Annotated in this window: 16 protein-coding genes; 2 read left to right on the top strand and 14 right to left on the bottom strand. The window is 38.8% G+C overall.

Annotated elements, in window-relative coordinates; genetic code table 11:
• Positions 1–25 precede the first annotated feature (25 nt).
• The 10 genes from JKP71_RS04560 to JKP71_RS04515 all read right to left on the bottom strand — a co-directional run bounded on the left by JKP71_RS04560 (position 26) and on the right by JKP71_RS04515 (position 8057).
• Positions 26–871, bottom strand: coding sequence for a DegV family protein (locus tag JKP71_RS04560; protein ID WP_200407181.1), 846 nt, complete (start codon positions 869–871; stop codon positions 26–28).
• Positions 872–889: 18 nt separating this feature from the next.
• Positions 890–1282 carry a DUF1149 family protein gene (locus tag JKP71_RS04555; protein WP_075525457.1) on the bottom strand — a complete coding sequence of 131 codons (393 nt, stop codon included), beginning with the start codon at positions 1280–1282 and terminating at the stop codon, positions 890–892.
• Positions 1283–1410: 128 nt separating this feature from the next.
• The gene (gene trmD, locus JKP71_RS04550) at positions 1411–2154 is read right to left on the bottom strand and encodes a tRNA (guanosine(37)-N1)-methyltransferase TrmD (RefSeq protein ID WP_200407180.1); all 744 of its coding nucleotides are present in this window, start codon (positions 2152–2154) and stop codon (positions 1411–1413) included.
• A 2-nt stretch (positions 2155–2156) separates the two neighbouring features.
• Entirely contained in the window at positions 2157–2672 is a 516-nt protein-coding gene (rimM, locus tag JKP71_RS04545; protein ID WP_075525455.1) for a ribosome maturation factor RimM, read from the bottom strand.
• A gap of 187 nt (positions 2673–2859) precedes the next feature.
• Complete coding sequence (locus tag JKP71_RS04540) at positions 2860–3705, bottom strand: alpha/beta fold hydrolase (RefSeq protein WP_200407179.1); 846 nt, start codon at positions 3703–3705, stop codon at positions 2860–2862.
• 84 nt (positions 3706–3789) lie between these two features.
• The gene (gene hemH, locus JKP71_RS04535) at positions 3790–4734 is read right to left on the bottom strand and encodes a ferrochelatase (protein ID WP_200407178.1); all 945 of its coding nucleotides are present in this window, start codon (positions 4732–4734) and stop codon (positions 3790–3792) included.
• Positions 4735–4867: 133 nt separating this feature from the next.
• Positions 4868–5107, bottom strand: a complete 240-nt coding sequence (locus JKP71_RS04530; RefSeq protein ID WP_075525452.1) for a KH domain-containing protein — start codon at positions 5105–5107, stop codon at positions 4868–4870.
• A gap of 98 nt (positions 5108–5205) precedes the next feature.
• Positions 5206–5478, bottom strand: a complete 273-nt coding sequence (rpsP, locus tag JKP71_RS04525; protein WP_075525451.1) for a 30S ribosomal protein S16 — start codon at positions 5476–5478, stop codon at positions 5206–5208.
• 124 nt (positions 5479–5602) lie between these two features.
• Entirely contained in the window at positions 5603–6838 is a 1236-nt protein-coding gene (locus JKP71_RS04520; RefSeq protein ID WP_200407177.1) for a hydroxymethylglutaryl-CoA reductase, degradative, read from the bottom strand.
• Positions 6839–6911: 73 nt separating this feature from the next.
• Positions 6912–8057 (bottom strand): thiolase family protein, encoded by a 1146-nt coding sequence (locus tag JKP71_RS04515; RefSeq protein WP_200407176.1) that lies wholly within the window; start codon positions 8055–8057, stop codon positions 6912–6914.
• A gap of 202 nt (positions 8058–8259) precedes the next feature.
• On the opposite strand from JKP71_RS04515, the gene JKP71_RS04510 reads away from it, so the two are divergent.
• A complete protein-coding gene (locus JKP71_RS04510) occupies positions 8260–9408 on the top strand; it encodes a hydroxymethylglutaryl-CoA synthase (protein ID WP_200407175.1) in 1149 nt (382 codons plus the stop codon).
• A 69-nt stretch (positions 9409–9477) separates the two neighbouring features.
• On the opposite strand, the gene JKP71_RS04505 is transcribed toward JKP71_RS04510, so the two are convergent.
• The 3 genes from JKP71_RS04505 to JKP71_RS04495 form a co-directional block, all read right to left on the bottom strand.
• Positions 9478–10185, bottom strand: a complete 708-nt coding sequence (locus tag JKP71_RS04505; protein WP_075525448.1) for a glucosamine-6-phosphate deaminase — start codon at positions 10183–10185, stop codon at positions 9478–9480.
• Positions 10186–10423: 238 nt separating this feature from the next.
• Positions 10424–11704 carry a 2-hydroxycarboxylate transporter family protein gene (locus JKP71_RS04500; protein WP_075525447.1) on the bottom strand — a complete coding sequence of 427 codons (1281 nt, stop codon included), beginning with the start codon at positions 11702–11704 and terminating at the stop codon, positions 10424–10426.
• Positions 11705–11720: 16 nt separating this feature from the next.
• The gene (locus JKP71_RS04495) at positions 11721–13343 is read right to left on the bottom strand and encodes a malolactic enzyme (protein ID WP_200407174.1); all 1623 of its coding nucleotides are present in this window, start codon (positions 13341–13343) and stop codon (positions 11721–11723) included.
• A 162-nt stretch (positions 13344–13505) separates the two neighbouring features.
• Between JKP71_RS04495 and JKP71_RS04490 the strand changes: the two genes are divergently transcribed.
• A complete protein-coding gene (locus JKP71_RS04490; RefSeq protein ID WP_075525445.1) occupies positions 13506–14414 on the top strand; it encodes a LysR family transcriptional regulator in 909 nt (302 codons plus the stop codon).
• A 56-nt stretch (positions 14415–14470) separates the two neighbouring features.
• On the opposite strand, the gene JKP71_RS04485 is transcribed toward JKP71_RS04490, so the two are convergent.
• Positions 14471–16909: a lectin-like domain-containing protein gene (locus JKP71_RS04485; protein WP_200407173.1), complete on the bottom strand. Its 2439-nt coding sequence runs from the start codon at positions 16907–16909 to the stop codon at positions 14471–14473.
• Positions 16910–16914: the final 5 nt, after the last annotated feature.

The following is a 16914-nucleotide window of genomic DNA, read 5'->3' as shown; positions in this document are numbered from 1 at the left end:
AAAGCACGTTAAAACGTGCCTAACTTCATTTTTTGGGTGAGATGGCATAAGCCACCGTATTTAAGCCTAAATGGGTCGCGATAACAGGACCAAAAGTAGCCATTTCTACATCATCAAAACCTTGCTCAATTGCGTAATCATAAAGCTCTTGAGCACGTTCTTCGGCTCGTGTTTGAATGATATAAACTTTGTAAGCTGACCGATCTTGTGCTTCTTGAAGCAACAGCTCTTTCATCCGACTCATTGTTTTTTTAACGGTTCGTACTTTTTCAAAAACCTCAACTTTACCATCAGTACTAAACGTGAGGACAGGTTTAATATTCAATAAGGTCCCCAGCACAGCAGCTCCGTTAGATAGACGTCCACCTTTAGCTAGCCAATGTAAATCATCGACCAACATATAAGCACGGTCTCCCTCGCGCTGCTCTTCAAATTTTGTAAAAACTTCATCAAAATCTGCCCCAGATTCAGCTAAATCCAAAGCTGTTTCTACCATATAGCCCAAAGGGCTTGATGTGATAAAAGTTTCTGGAAAGTTGACAACCATTTTATCAAACTCATTTTGCAAGTAAAAAACATTTTGATAAAAGCCAGAAATTGCGGCTGGCAAAAAGAGCCCTAAAACGTGGGTATACCCTTCTTTTTCAAGTTTTTGCAGTAATAGCTCCAACTCCGCCACGCTAGGTTGCGAGGTTTTAGGCACATCCTGTGCCGTTTCCATCAAGTCGAACCACTCTTCTGGAGAAATTTTTGACATATCGTAATCAACACCATCAATGGAGATTGGGATATTTAAAACAAAAAGATTCTCGTATTTTTTATATTTTTCAGCAATATCTGCTGATGTATCAGTTATAATAGCTAATTTCATAAAAGTTTATTCGTTAAGTTAAAATTCCAAATTAATTCCGGGCTGATCCAACGCAACTTCCGTTGTTTCATAGACAAGGCGCTTCAATAAATCAAACAGAGGCGCAGCCAATTGCGTCAGTTCTTCTTGTTCTAGTTCTTCTTGTTCTTTGAGTACACGTCCGCGGATGTAATTCAGCTGACTTACAAAACCAGAAAGCACAATATTATCTAAGACAATCATGTAAGTTAAAACTGCATGGATTGCGGTATCCTCCTCACTTACACGCTCTAAAGTGTCTGTCGGAACCAATTGAAATTGGACATTCAGACTTGTCTCAGGTGTACCATTTTCCTTTTCCCATTCATAGTTACGTGCGTCATAGTGAAATTGGTTAACAAACTCTTGCTCACGTTCAATAGTTAAAGTCATCTTTAAACTCGCTCCATTCCTCATCATTATTAGTAATTTAGCTGACCTTATCTCATTCTAAAAGAAACATCAAAAAGATGGATCGAAAAAGATTAACAAGGTTTTACCTGTTCATTTCAATTACTACTTTATTTTACCATATCTTGAGCTTTTTCACTTAACTCTTGTAAAATTTTTTCTTCTTCTTCATTCATTTCATATTGCTCAAGTAAATCTGGTCGCCGTGCGAGCGTTTTTTTCAAAGATTCCTCTAAGCGCCATTTACGGATATTTTCATGATGCCCGCTCATTAAGACTTCTGGGACCTTCATCCCCCTGTACTCTTGTGGCCGAGTGTACTGAGGGTATTCTAGCAAACCACTTGAAAAAGAATCATCCTCATGACTTGCTTCCTTGCCTAAAACTCCGGGTAAGAGACGCACCACTGCATCAATCATCACAGTGGCAGCTACTTCACCCCCTGTCAAAACAAAGTCACCTAAAGACACCTCATCGGTGACAAGTTGCTTAATCCGCTCATCATAGCCTTCATAATGCCCGCAAATAAAGATTAATTGTTCCTCTTCAGCTAGCTCTTCAGCCATTTTTTGATCAAATTTTTTCCCAGCGGGATCCAAAAGGATGACACGTGCTGGTTTCTCTTCATTTTGTGGAATCAAATCCATAGTGTCAAATATCGGTTGAGGCATTAAAAGCATCCCTTGACCTCCACCGTAAGGCATATCATCAACATGACGCTGTTTATTTTTGGCTTGTTCCCGAAAATCATGCGTATAAAGCTCTAAAATTCCTTTTTCTTGAGCTTTACCAACAATGGATTGGTCGAGCGGCGCAAACATTTCAGGAAAGATACTTAAAATATCAACTCTCATTTTTAGTCATCTAATCCTTCCATAATTTCAACATCTACACGGTGATTTGCCACATCAACATTCAAAATAACAGGTGGAATATAAGGCAATAATAAATCACGTTTCCCTTTACGTTTCACCACCCAGACATCATTAGCCCCAGGTTGAAGTATCTCGGATATTTGACCTATTAAGACATCATTTTCATAGACATCACTGCCAATGATTTCATGATAATAAAATTCACCATCTTCTAAATCTTCCTGGTTTTGCTCGGCAATTTTAACTACATAGCCTTTATATTTTTCAACATCATTAATATGATAAAAGCCTTCAAATTTAACAACATAAAAATTCTTTTGAGGGCGCCCAGACTTTACCTTCAACTCTTGAACATAATTATCCTTATCATCAAAAAGCGCCAAAATTGCCCCTTTTGAAAAGCGTTCTTGAGCAAAATCTGTTGTGGGCATTACACGGACTTCACCTTGAAGTCCTTGCGTGTTAACAATTGTTCCTACCTTGTAAAATTTTTCCATTCTCCAATTATACCATACCTGATAGACCCTGATTTAAATGAAACTATTTTTTAAGTCTATTTTATATTGGAAAGGATTACGAGAAAATACCGAAAGCAAAATAAATTTATTTCTTGAATCCATTAATAAAAGAGCCCTTCGAAACGAACGACACTTTTATATCTTTTCTTCCACATTACTTTAATATTTATTTTAGAAAAAAATCTTTAGTTTTTTCAATAAAGTCCTCTGCTTCAGTATCTAAATGAAGCGCATGATAACCCTCTGCAACCTCTATTAATTCCAGATTTTCACCCGCATTGTTTGCAAATGAACGAATCGCAACGGGCGAACAAATCTGATCTGATTCACCACAGAATAATAAAGTGGGTATTTTCAAGTTTGCAGCCTGACTTTGCGCAAAACGGCCTGCCTCCATAATCTGTGAAAAGAGTCGCAAAGAAAGAAGTTCGTGGTATATTCCATCTTTAGTTACCAAATCTACTAAATCATTTCGACGGGAAATTGCTTCAACTTTTAAACCTGTGCGAACTCTAACATTTGGACTTATTTTTCCCAAGAGACCTGCCAATTTCTGAAGGAGTAGAGCTGGTGGATTAGTTAAGGCCAACCAAGGAGATTCAATTACTGCTTTTTGGTAGAGCTTTTGATGTTCAACATTTCTCAAAAGAACATTAAGAGAAATATTTCCACCCATGCTATGTCCAAACAGATAAACTGGTAATTTTGGATACTTTTTACCAATTATTTTTCTTACTTCCAATACATCACTAATTAGGCTCTCATAAGCTCTAGCTCGTCCTTGAAGCTTCGGTTTAGCAGCTGCCAAAACACCATGTCCTCTCTGATCATGCATTACGCAAATAAAACCAGCGTTGACTAATGCATTGATTAAATAGAGATAATGACCGGTATATTCGCCAAATCCATGAACTAACTGAACTACTGCTTTTGCTTTTTGTTCTGGCTCAAAAATTCCAAGGCGAATTCGGTAATGGTCTTTCATTGAAATAATTTCATACTGTTTTTTCATTGGCTTTCCTTACTATTTTAGCATCTTAAGAACCATTATAACAAATCCTATTTTTTCTCTCACATTGTGCTATTTTTTTATTTCTCAGCTCTTATTTTGGTCAATGACTTCACTTAACACCCTCGTAAAGTCGAAAGAATCATTGAAAGGATGAACAAAATCAAATGTTTCTCCCCCATTTTCAACAAATACTTCTTTATTTTCGATTTCTAATTCAAACAAAGTTTCTAAACAATCTGCAACGAATGCTGGTGAACAGATCAATACTTTTTTAGCATTTTCCTTGGGAAGTTCAGCAACTCTATCAATAGTCGCAGGTTCTAGCCATTTTTCAGGACCAAATTTTGATTGATAAGTATGCTCGTATTCTTCTTCCCTCAAACCAAGTTTACTTACTACCAAACGTGTTGTTTCTTTACATTGCTCTTCATAAACATCTTTTTTCTTGGTCACGTAGGACATGGGAATTCCATGGTAGCTAAGAACCAATTTATCATAGTCCTTTGCTTGCCATTTTTCTCTAATAGACTCTGCCAGTAATTCGCTGTAAGATTCTACTTTGTGGAAATCTCTAATTACTTTTATCCTATCATCAATTTTTTTAACCTGTTGAATTACAGGTTCAACTGTTGTTAAAGAATACTGAGGATAAAGTGGAAGCACCGTAATTTCCTCAACCCCAGAAGCTTTCATCTCAGTGATGACTTTATCAATGCGTGGCTCTCCGTAAGTCATGGCAAAACGAACCTCAAGATCTCCACGCATATCTTGCAGTTGCTTTGCTTGTGCTACTGTGTAAATCATCAACGGGGAACCTTCGTCTGTCCAGATTTGTTTATACATCTCTGCTGATTTTTGCGGTCTCACTTTTAAAATAATTCCATTTAAAATCGGCAACCAAAGCCATCTTGGTTTTTGTATAACAAGAGGGTCACCTAAAAATTCTTTTAAATAATCCCTCACATCATCTGCTTCACATGAGCGCGGAGTTCCCAAAGCTACTAATAAGATTCCTTTTTTCTTATCCATTATTCCACCTATATAAAAAATCAGTTTATTTATATTTATAACCGATTGTATCTACAATTGTTAATCAATATTTTTCATTCTAACATAATTTTTCATACAATAAAAAAAGCCCACCATGTGAGCTTTTCATTTTTTATTGATCAACAAGCAGACGAACTTTTTTACCTTCTACAGGAACAAAATAAACCACTGTACGAATCGCTTGGATAATCCGTCCTTGACGTCCAATAATCCTTCCAATGTCACCATCAGCAACTCTGAGGTGATATTCCATGAATTCTTCTCCCTCAATAAGCTCTAGTGAAACCTCATCAGGCTCGGTTACCAATGGTTTTACAATTGTCATTACCAGTTCTTTCACATCTTTTTGCATTACTTACCTCTACTCTAACTTGTTTTAACAAGTCCATCAATCTGTGAGTTGTCTTTTCCTGTACAAAAAGCTGCTAAAAAGCAGCCTTCATAAAATTATTATTTAGAAAGTTTTGATTCGTGGAATTTCTTCATAACGCCTTCTTTTGAAAGGATGTTACGAACTGTATCTGAGGGTTGTGCTCCATTGCTCAACCATTCCAATACGCGTTCTTCTTTCAAAGTTACTTGGTTTTCAGCAACAAGTGGGTTGTAAGTCCCAACTGTTTCGATGAAACGACCATCACGTGGTGAACGTGAATCAGCGATATTAATACGGTAGAATGGTTTTTTCTTAGAACCCATACGAGTCAAACGAATTTTTACAGACATTTTTATATTTCCTTTTCTTATCTTATTACTCTAACATTATAGCAGACAAAAAGAAGTCTGTCAAGAAAAAATCTTGACAGGGTTATAAAATAGCAAATTATCCTATACGAGGAAATGGGGTAGGTTAGTTTTTTCTTAACTCTTCAAGGATATTCATTGCCACAGCTTGATTCATGATTTTTTCTTGACGAAGACGTGCGGTAATTTTAGATACTTCTTCTCCTTTTGCACCTACTGATAATGCAAGTGAGCGCGCCTGTAAACTCATATGTCCCTGCTGAATCCCTTCTGAGACCAAGGCTCTCAGTGCTGCAAGATTTTGTGCAAGGCCCACAGAAGCAATAATCTGTGCTAAAATTTTGGCCTCTTTAACACCCAAGATTTCTAAAGCAGTTTGCGCCTTTGGAAGAACTTTCACTCCGCCTCCTACTGTTGCTACAGGAAGTGGCACAATCAACTCACCATGTAACTTATCGTTGTGGGTTTGCCATGTACCGAGTCCTTGATAACTTCCATCTTTTGCAGCGTAAGCATGAATCCCCGCAGCAATAGCTCGTGTGTCGTTTCCCGTCGCCAGTACCACAGCATTAATCCCATTCATAATGCCTTTATTGTGCGTTGTGGCACGATAAGTATCTAATTTAGAAAAGCGTGATGCAGCAACAATTTTTTCAGCAACTTCCTGACCTTTTCCCTCTTTTGAGAGATTTGCTACAGGGATATCACAGCTTACTTTAACTAACGATTCCGTAGCATAGTTGGATAAGATACTAAACAAAATCTGCTCTTGGGGAAACCACTCTCGAAAAAGCTGTGACAGCCCTTCTAAAATTGAATTGGTGATATTAGCTCCCATGGCATCTTTCACATCAATTTTAAAATCGACCGATAAAAATTTTTCTTCTTCAAAGATCCGGGTTCCGTAGTGTCTTAAACCACCGCCACGTTTCACGATAGAAGGGTAGGCTTCGATAGCGCACTGAAAGATGCGTGCTTCTTCTTCTTCAAGCTTTTGCAATACTTTTTCAGGTGCTTGTATGTCATAAAAGACAATCTGGCCACGCATGAGCCGTTGTATAACCTCTGCGGTAAACTCCCCTGCAATTTTTGCACCATTGCTAGCAGCAGCAACAACAGAGGGTTCTTCTGTCACCATCGGTACTTGGTAAGTGTGCCCATTTACCACAAAGTTCCGTGCAAGGCCCATAGGAAGCTCAAACTCTGAAATCTGATTTTCAATGAGGTTATTCGCAATATCTGCGTCTAAGGCCATATTTTCTAAAATTTCTTGGTGCTTTTTAGAAAGGTTTAGAGTGGCACGGCGTTGGGCTGGGGTCAATTGATAAAATTTCTTTTCCATTTACAAAATGCCCAGAAGTTCTGGGCAATCCTCCATCAAAATACAAGCTCTACTTCTAAGCTTCTTCACAAGATTAATCCCTGTAATTTGGGTTCTGCAATAAGACTGCTAACCCTAAGCCGCCCCCAATACAGAGTGTTGCAATACCATATCGTTTTTCTTCACGTTGTAAGGCGTATCCTAGTGTAGTAAGCAAACGTGAACCACTTGAGCCAATAGCATGGCCAAGGGCAATTGCTCCCCCATAAATATTTACCTTACTCTCATCAAGCTGAAGTTCACGATTAACAGCCACGCTAGATGCCGCAAAAGCTTCATTAATTTCAAAGAGATCGATATCCGCCAATTCAAGACCTGTACGGTTCAAAAGCTTTTGAACTGCTTTTATTGGTGAAACGCCCATAATTGCAGGATCAATTCCTACTTCAGTACTATCAACAAGCTCCGCTAAATAAGGAATATCATGAGCTTGTGCATAGGATTTTGTAGTCAAAATTAAGGCAGAGGCTCCATCATTAACAGGCGAAGAATTACCAGCGGTCACGGTTCCGTTTTCTTTAAAGGCGGTACGAAGTGTTGCTAATTTTTCTAGGCTTGAGGTAGGCCGTGGTGCCTCGTCATCTTTAAACTCGCCAACAGGTACAATCTCCTCTTGAAAAACACCAGCTTGTAGGGCCGCAACAGCTTTTTCTTGTGAATTTTGGGCAAACTGATCTTGATCAGCTCGGCTCACTCCAAATTGTTCGGAGATGGTTTCACCGATGATTCCCATAGAAATACCGGAAAATGCATCAATCAAACCATCTGATAACATGCTGAGGCTTTCTTTGTCAGTTTTTCTATCTTTGAGAATAGGGGCCTGTGACATCGACTCGGTGCCACCAGCGATAACTACTTCAGCCTCTCCCAGTTGTAAAAGTTGTTTGGCCAATATTACAGCTTTCATTCCTGAGCCACAGACTTCATTAATCGTAGAAGCTGGCACTTCTGCGGAAAGTCCACTATTAATAGTAATTTGTCGGGCGACATTTTGCCCGTTTCCTGCTTGAAGGACATTTCCGAAAATGACTTGATCAATATCTTCTTTTAGTTGTACATGTTTTTTTAGTAGTGCTGAAACGACATGCGTTCCAAGGTCTGCTGCTGTATATTCAGCGAGTGCACCATCGTATTTTCCAACGGGTGTGCGCAAAGCGTCAATGATTACAATTTCTTTCACGAGTAAACCTCCGAAAGCCATTATAGCATATTTTAAAAGACATTTGTCAAAGTCTCTTTACAATAGTAAGATAAATTAGAATCAAACAACAAGGTAGCACAGCTATGATTTCAGCCATTTTTATGATAAAATTGAAGCATTCTGAAAGACATTTTGAAAGGAGTTTCTCATTTTTTTAATTAGATGAGAAAATTTTTATGCTATGAACGTTGGTATTGATAAACTTGCCTTTTTTGTTCCAAACACTTTTGTGGATATGACAGATTTGGCTTTAGCGCGGGACGTGGATCCTGCTAAATTTCATATTGGGATTGGTCAAGACGAGATGGCTGTTAATCCGACTACTCAAGATATTATTACTTTTGCCACAAACGCTGCCGCTCCTCTCTTGAGTGAAGAAGATAAAAAAGCGATTGATATGGTGATTGTTGGCACTGAGTCAAGTGTTGACGAATCAAAAGCATCTGCGGTGGTCGTTCATGATCTGTTGGGAATCCAACCTTTTGCACGCAGCATCGAAATGAAAGAAGCGTGTTATTCTGCAACTGCAGGTTTAGCCTTAGCTTGTGATCATGTCCGTTTAAATCCTGATGTAAAAGTGCTAGTCATCGCTTCAGACATTGCCAAATATGGTTTAAATACTGGTGGTGAACCTACACAAGGTGCTGGGAGCGTTGCCATGCTCGTTAGTGCTAACCCACGTATTTTGAAATTAAATAATGATAACGTCGCGCTCACACAAGACATTTACGATTTTTGGCGTCCATTTGGACAGGCTTATCCTTCTGTTGATGGACAATTTTCAAATGCGACCTATATCAATGCTTTTGCTCAAATCTGGGAAGAATATGAACGCCGTACCTCTTTGAGTTTTGAAGATTTTGCAGCACTCGCTTTCCATACTCCTTACACCAAAATGGGTAAAAAAGCACTCATGCCGATGTTAGAAAAGAAAAAACCTCAAAACGCTGATGAGTTGATGGTACAATTTGAAAACGGCATCGTCTATAACCGCCGTGTAGGGAATCTTTATACAGGTTCTTTATATTTGAGTCTCATCTCACTTTTAGAAAATGGTGAGCTAGCAGCAGGCAACCGAATTGGACTTTTTAGCTATGGCTCTGGCACTGTTGCTGAATTCTTCTCTGGTGAGTTAGTAGAGGGTTATGAGCAACAACTAAGAAAGGTGGAACATCAATCTATGTTGGATGCTCGTAAACGCCTGAATATTGCAGAGTATGAAGTCATGTTTGAAGAAAAGTTAGATTTGAACCACAACAAAACTTTTGATGATCCTACACCTTATTCCGTTTCAGAGATTTTGGATAACCATCGTTTATACAAAAAATGACAATAAAATAAAAATACTGACAGCTCTGTCAGTATTTTTTATAAGAAAAAACCTCCGAAGAGGTCTTTTTTATTTGCTTAATAATGAAGCGGCTGCTTCGTCAGCAATTACTGTCACATTGTCACGTGTTTGAAGAATTGAAGCTGGCAAATCTACTGTTACTTCACCTTCGATCATGCCTTTGACTGCTTCAGCTTTTTCTTTACCGTAAGCCATCAAAACAATATTTTTAGATTTCATAATTGAAGCTAAGCCCATAGAAATAGCTTGGCGTGGAACATCTGCTTCAGATTCAAAGAAACGTGCATTGGCTTTGATTGTACTTTCTTCGAGGTCTACCACATGTGTGGTGATGTCTGCAGGTGTACCTGGCTCATTGAAACCAATATGTCCATTTTGACCGATACCAAGAATTTGCCAATCGATAGGATGTTCAGCAATAATTTCATCGTAATGTTTCACTTCAGCATCTAAATCCGCAGCTTTTCCGTTTGGTAAGAAGTTTTCTTTAAATGGTTTTTCTTCAAACAAATGTTTGTTCATGAAGTAACGGTAAGATTGGTCATTTGAACCATCAAGCCCTACATACTCATCCAAGTTGACTGAGGTCATGTCAGTAAAATCAAGATCTGAATTCACAACTTGATTATAAAATTCAACTGGTGTTGAACCTGTAGCAAGTCCGAGTGTTTTCGCCCCATTTTCAATCGCTTCTTTCAAAAGATCAAAGCCAATTTTTCCGCCTTCAAGTTGGTTTTTAACAACAATAACTTTCAATTTTTTATGCTCCATTCCTAAATTGGTATATATCAATTTATCTACACTTTTATTATAGCACAAAAAAAGCTGATGTCAACACAAAAATACTGACAAAATTCGCTTTTTTTACTGACCAAATGGTCAGTAATTTCTATGTACTCTCAAAAGCTCCAAAATAGAAAAAACCTACTGACATAAGTCAGTAGGTTGGTTATTTTTCAAAAATAAATTTGACATTTTATCACTTTAGAAAAACTCATCCATAGAAGAAACGGATCAATATTCCACCCATAATCAAAACAATAGCTCCACAAAGGCGATTAGCCATTTGCGCAAAGGCAATCATTTCCATACGGTCAGACGCTGATAAGACAGCGATGTTTCCTGTACCACCCATAGAGTTGTTAATCATACCAGCTCCAATGGCTGTTTCAACAGGATACATGCCAAGTACCAAGCCTAAGAACCAGCTTGTCAAGCCCATTGCAACAACACTTGTCAAGCAAAGGACGATGAACTGCCATGTCAAAGCTGACTCCAAAGTTGTTAAGTCAATCAAAGCTAAACCAATCCCAGCTAAAACAGCATGGGTCAGATTTGTCATGATGACTTGATTGAACATTACGACAGAATCTTCCAATTCTTTAGGGACAGCATTGAGTGCTTTGAGCACAAAGACAATAATGATCATAAAGGCATAAGCATGGACATTAGGAACAAATTTGTTAAGAATCATTCCGACCATCAGGAGGGAGAAGGCAAAAAGCATACCCACACCGATTTTTGTAGCGTCAAGCTTAACTTTTGGTTTTTCCAATTCTTCTTTCGTAGCTTCTACTAAGGTACCGTGACCATTGTATTTGCTCTTAGCGAAAATTTTCGCAATAGAAAGCGCACCAATAATCGCGATGATATTACCAAAAGTTACTGCAGGAGCTAATTGAGAGAAAATAGCTGCTTGATTTCCATGCGCTAAACCGTCAGCATAGATTTGAGAAAGGGGGGTAATCCCTGCACCCATACCACCTGACATCATTGGCATTGAAACATACATAACAGAATGGGCAAAACCTTCACCAAGCAGCATTCCCATTCCACCAACAGCAAAGAACCCAACAACCATCGTTACTAATGCAACTGGGATGAATTTAGCTGATGCTTTAACCAGCAAACTTCTGTTCATTCCCAAAATAGAACCACAAATGAGCGCAGCGATGTAGAAATCAAGGAAGCCAAATTGACCACCCATGAAATCTCCTACAGCACTAATTACATTTGAAGGAATAATATGGAAAAAGGATAGAAGGGTAGCACCAATCAGTGTAAAGACTGAACCCCCTCCAAGATAGGAGTTCATAATCGGTAACTTTTCACCAATGAAATAGAGCAAGTGCCCTAAAGCCACCAAAAGTAAAGTAATCCCGACCATATTAAGTGGTAATTTTCCTAATGCAATCGTTACGATAATAACAATCATAAAGAAGGCATAGAGGGGGAGACTAATCCCTGAAATTTTAATATCTTTTAATTTTTTCATTTACTCCGTTAACCTCTTAGTATTTTGGTTCCCATTTAAGATCACGTACAGCTTTAGCCATATCTTGTTCTTCAGCACGAGCCAAACCTTGTTCTTGAGCCATTTTAGCTACAGCTTCAGCCACTTTGATAGAGACTTTAGCAACATATTCAAATGGAGGAAGGACAGGAGCACCTGCAGCACCAGGATCAACCAAACCACTGAGTGAGTGAGCCGCAGCACCAATCATTTCATCAGTCAATAGTGTTGCTTCAGAAGCCAACATACCAAGACCCAAACCAGGATAAATCAAAGCGTTATTCGCTTGACCAATTTGGTAGTCTACCCCTTTGTATGAAATTGTTCCAGAAGGGACACCAGTTGCAACAAAGGCTTTACCATCAGACCATTCAATCACTTGTTGCGCAGTCGCTTCAAGTTTTTTGGTTGGGTTTGAAATTGGGAAGATAACTGGACGTTCTGTATTCGCACACATTGCTTCAACAACTTCTTTCGTGAAGGCACCAGCATCTGTTGAAGTCCCGACAAGAATCGTTGCTTTAGACACTTTAATGACATTTTCAAGGTTTGTCATATCACCAGCATTAGCGAAGTCAGCGCGTTTTTTAGCAAATGGTTTTTGGGCAGGAGTCAAGTCTTCCATATCATCAAACAAAAGACCTTGTTTGTCCATCATGAAGAAGTGTTTGTAAGCTTCTTCTTCTGAAAGGCCTTCGCTGACCATTTCAGCATGAACACGGGCAGCAATCCCAGCACCGGCAGATCCACCACCATAGCAAAGGTAGATTTGATCGGTCAATTTTTCACCAGTGATGTCAAGTGAACCAAAGATACCACCTAACACAACGATACCAGTTCCTTGAATGTCGTCGTTGAATGTTGGGATAACTTTTTTGTATTTATCAAGAATCGTTGCGGCGTTTGAACGACCGAAATCTTCCCAGTGCAAGTACAATTTAGGGAACATCTCTTCCGCAGTATTTACGAATTGATCAACAAAGTTGTAATAAGTGTCACCATAAACACGTTCATGACGATTACCTAAGTACATTGGATCTTCCAAAAGTTCTTTGCGATTTGTTCCTGCATCAATCACGATTGGTAAAACAGAGGCGGGATCGATACCTGCTGCTGCTGTATAAATCATAAGTTTTCCGACAGAAATATCTACACCTTGTGTACCCCAGTCACCAATACCCAAGATTCCTTCAGCATCAGTCACAACAATCAAGCGGATGTTACGATCACCAGCAGCATTTTTCAATGTAGCTTCAATATTTTCTGGATGATTAATGTCCAAATAAGCCGCATATTGTGGATCTACGAAAAGATGGCTGTAGTTTTCAATAGTTTCAGCGATAACTGGATCATAAACAATCGGGTTAAATTCTACGATATGTTGGTTGAACAAATAGTAGAATAATGTACGATTTGTATTGAAAATTTCCATAAGGAAATGACGTTTTTCAAGATCTGATGGTTTTGTAAGGTAATGTTCATAAGCTTGAGCCGCTTGTTCTTCAATGGTTTGAACATAAGGGGGCAAAAGACCAATTAAGCCAAGTTCTTGACGTTCTGCCTCTGTAAAGGCTGTTCCTTTATTCATAAAAGGGTTATTTAATATTTCATGTGCACGCATGTGTACGTCCTCCAAATAAATGATAATATAAGTTTTCTTACAAGACGTATTTTAATACTTATAAAAAATTATAGTCAAATTATAGTGTTATAATAAATTTCACTTATAACAAAAGTAACTTTTTATGTTAAAATATAAAACATAAAAGGAGCTCTTAAACCAATGAACTTGCATGATTTCGAGTATTTTAACGCCCTCGGGGACCTTCTTTCCTTCACCGCTGTATCCAACTATTTCGGTGTCAGTCAGCCAACTATTACCTACGCTGTAAAAAGATTGGAACAATATTATAACTGTGATTTAATATATAAGGATCGATCCCATCGTACTGTGGTTTTAACAAATGAAGGAAAAATCCTCAAAACACATATTGAAAATATCTTGGATGAACTGGCACTGACACAACGCGCCATTGAACACTCCAAAAATCGTCAGCTCCATGTGGGCTTCCCTCCTATCATTCGAGCAAAAATCCTTTCCCAACTCTTACAAAAAAAAGAGGCCATTTCTTTTCTTGCTCATTTTGACTTGATTTCAGGTGGTTCTGAAGAATTATTATCGAAACTTCTAAGCGGACACATCGACTTTAGTCTGATTGGTAGTATCACCCCATTGTCATTACCCAATTTAGAAGTTAAGCGCCTTTACAAACGAGAATTTTACATTTTTGTATCTAAGGAGAATCCTTTAGCTAGCCGTAAAGAAATTTCTTTTGAAGAAGCATTGGAATATCCCTTCATTCTTCTCGACGAAAGTTTCGTTCATATGGAAGCCTTTAAAAATCTCAATGATAAATATAAAAGAAAAGCAAAAATTTTGCTAAATTTTTCCGATATCCAAACTATCGGTCAACTGGTCAAATCCGACGTAGGAATCACTTTAATGACCGATTTTCTCCCTTTTTCTGATATGGAAAGTATTGTTAAAATCCCACTTATCCCAGAGGATAAACAAATTTTTTATGTCCAATATGCCTACCTTAAAAATACAATTATCGGTGAGAATTTACAAGCATTGATGGCACTGCTAGATGAGCTAGATGAAGAAGGCTCCTTATCAACGCCTTTGTAAAAGCTATAAAAAAAGAAGTTGAATCAACTTCTTTTTTTGTGTTCATCACTCCAAGTTTATTGTTTTTTTCTTCGGTTTAAGATAAGAAGCAATGCTCCAACGAGAACAATCATCCCTCCTAAGATTGACAGTAAACGATAACGACTACTCTCTCCTGTACTTGGCAATTGTTCTTTCGTCACACTTTTCGAAGTAACTGGTGTGGTAGAAGCGTGCTGCGTTTGTGAGATTTTAACAGTGGGATATTCCTTCCGGATTTCTGTAGAAGGTGTTGACGTCGAACTCACAGGTACACTCGGTCTTCCGGGGATATTGGGAAGATCAGGGAGTTGCGGTACCGTTGGAATCTGTGGTAAAGTCGGAACCTCAGGTTGATCTGGGAATTGTGGTATAGCTGGAATATCTGGTATAACCGGTGGCACAATAATTGGTGGATTCTTCCGATAGACTACTATTTTTTCAATATTTGGTGTATCAGCTGTAATTCCAGTGATTTCTGAAATCACTTGTTGGCTAGGGGTGTAACCAGTTATTTTTGGTGAGCTTACTGCTGAAAAACTTGTTCCATTATCTGCTTGCCACGCTCCATAGGTAACCTTACCTGTTACCTTATCTGTAGTAACTGTGCGCGTGAAGCTAATCGGAAGTGCTTCATAATCCGTTGCCGCTGGGCTGCCATCGTCATAAACATAGTGAATTTTTTCGTTCACTACTTTTTGCTCAGTTGTACTATCAGTAGCATGGGTCAAATGGACCTCGAAAACTTGCGGTGTATCTGTAAATTTAACATCGCCAGCCGCTGTGTAAGCATCAGAAACTTTCTCATAATTCTGTTCCAGATAGCTTTGAATTGTTTCTGCAGTGGTGTAATCTACTGAATCACCTGTTCCACCAGTTAACTCTTTTGTTGTTAAGCGTTCGCCAGTTACATCATCAAAATAATTAACTGTGATGGTCCCTTGATTACGCTTATAAGTGACTGTTTTGACAATGTCTGCTGTATCTGCCGTGATATTTGAAATTTCAGCAATCACTTTAGAATCAGGGGTATAACCTGTCACTGTGGGTGAATTTACAGCTGCAAAGCTTGTTGCTCCATCTGCTTGCCATGCTCCATAAGTGGCTTGCCCCGTCACTTTATCTGTGGTTACTGAACGGCTAAAGGTAATCGGAGTCGCAATATAGTCCACAGGAGCTGTTACTGCATTGTCCTCAATAACATAATGAATAGTTTCATTGACTTCTTTTTGTTCCGTGGTTTGGACCTTTTCATGTGTTAAGTGGACTTCAAAGTGTTGTGGGTCATCTGTAAAATGAGCATCAGCAGGATAATTATCGGAAACTAATTCATACCCTTGATTAAGGTAACTTTGAATAGTGTCCGCGGTGCTATAATTTGCAGGATCGTTAGTGTTGCCGGACAAGGGCTTGGTACTTAAAATTTGTCCTGTTACGTCATCATAATAAGTTACATCTATTGTCCCTTGGTTACGTGTATAGACGTAATTAACCACTTGATCATTGGGGGTATAGCTTCCGGTAGTCGAGGCACCTGTGACTTCTTTAAAAGTATATCCAGGAATTTCTTGTTGTTGTGTTGTATAAGCTGTCGCAATATCACCATTTGTTGTGATAGGATCAGCTATGGGATTTCCTGCTTCATCCACATAATTAGCAGTAACCGTACCTTGGGCAACGGTGTAGCTAAATACGATATTACGTAACTGTTGCAAGTTCCGATAAGCGCCTGTAGAAGCCGCTATAGCAAAGGACATTGAGGTGTTATTGCCAATCCAATCCGATACATTCCGGGACCACGTTTGATTATTGTAAGTCACGGTCATCATTTTAGTCGCTCCAGTATACGTAATTGTAAATGGAATAAAAGTATTATTTGTAGGTTGTGCAATGGCTTGTGAACCAGCTGATTGCGTCACAGCTGTACCTGTTGTTCCGTCTACAAAGGCACCAAAAGATTGACCATTGGCGTATTGTTGGGGGTCAGCTAGTGCGCCAGAGGAAGGTGTACCGTTATAGTAAGTGTCTAATTTAAAACCAAAGGCTCCTGTCAAAGAAGCAATCCCAAGACCAGCTCCTGTGCTCCCCACATCATTGGTATTGCCTGGGTGAAACAGGAAGCCGATTCCGTCTGCACCCCCTTGGGCACTGGACTTATCCCCCAAATTTACCAATCCCGTGAAGCTAAAATCTTCTGCCATGTCAATCTTCGTTTTTAAGGTCACATTACCAGATTGATTCACTGTATTTGAAGTAAGGGTTTGAGTATAAGTTGTAGTATCGTAGGCAAAATTTGCTGCTGAGCCATTTCGTTGAAAGTACTCTAAAAAGTTAGTGGGTAATACTGTCACTTCTCTTGTCGTTGCTGCATAAACTTTAGTTCCCCAAAGGGGGGTGGGGGATTGATTGACTAGAATTGCTCCTCCACTTAACAATGAGACTGTCCCAATTGTCAATAAGATCGACTTCTTTTTCATTCGTT

The sequence above is a fragment of the Lactococcus taiwanensis genome, from assembly GCF_014905395.1.
GTDB classification, from domain to species: domain Bacteria; phylum Bacillota; class Bacilli; order Lactobacillales; family Streptococcaceae; genus Lactococcus; species Lactococcus taiwanensis.
The sequence above is the reverse complement of the archived record's forward strand: the minus strand, read 5'-3'. Positions and strand labels throughout refer to the sequence as shown.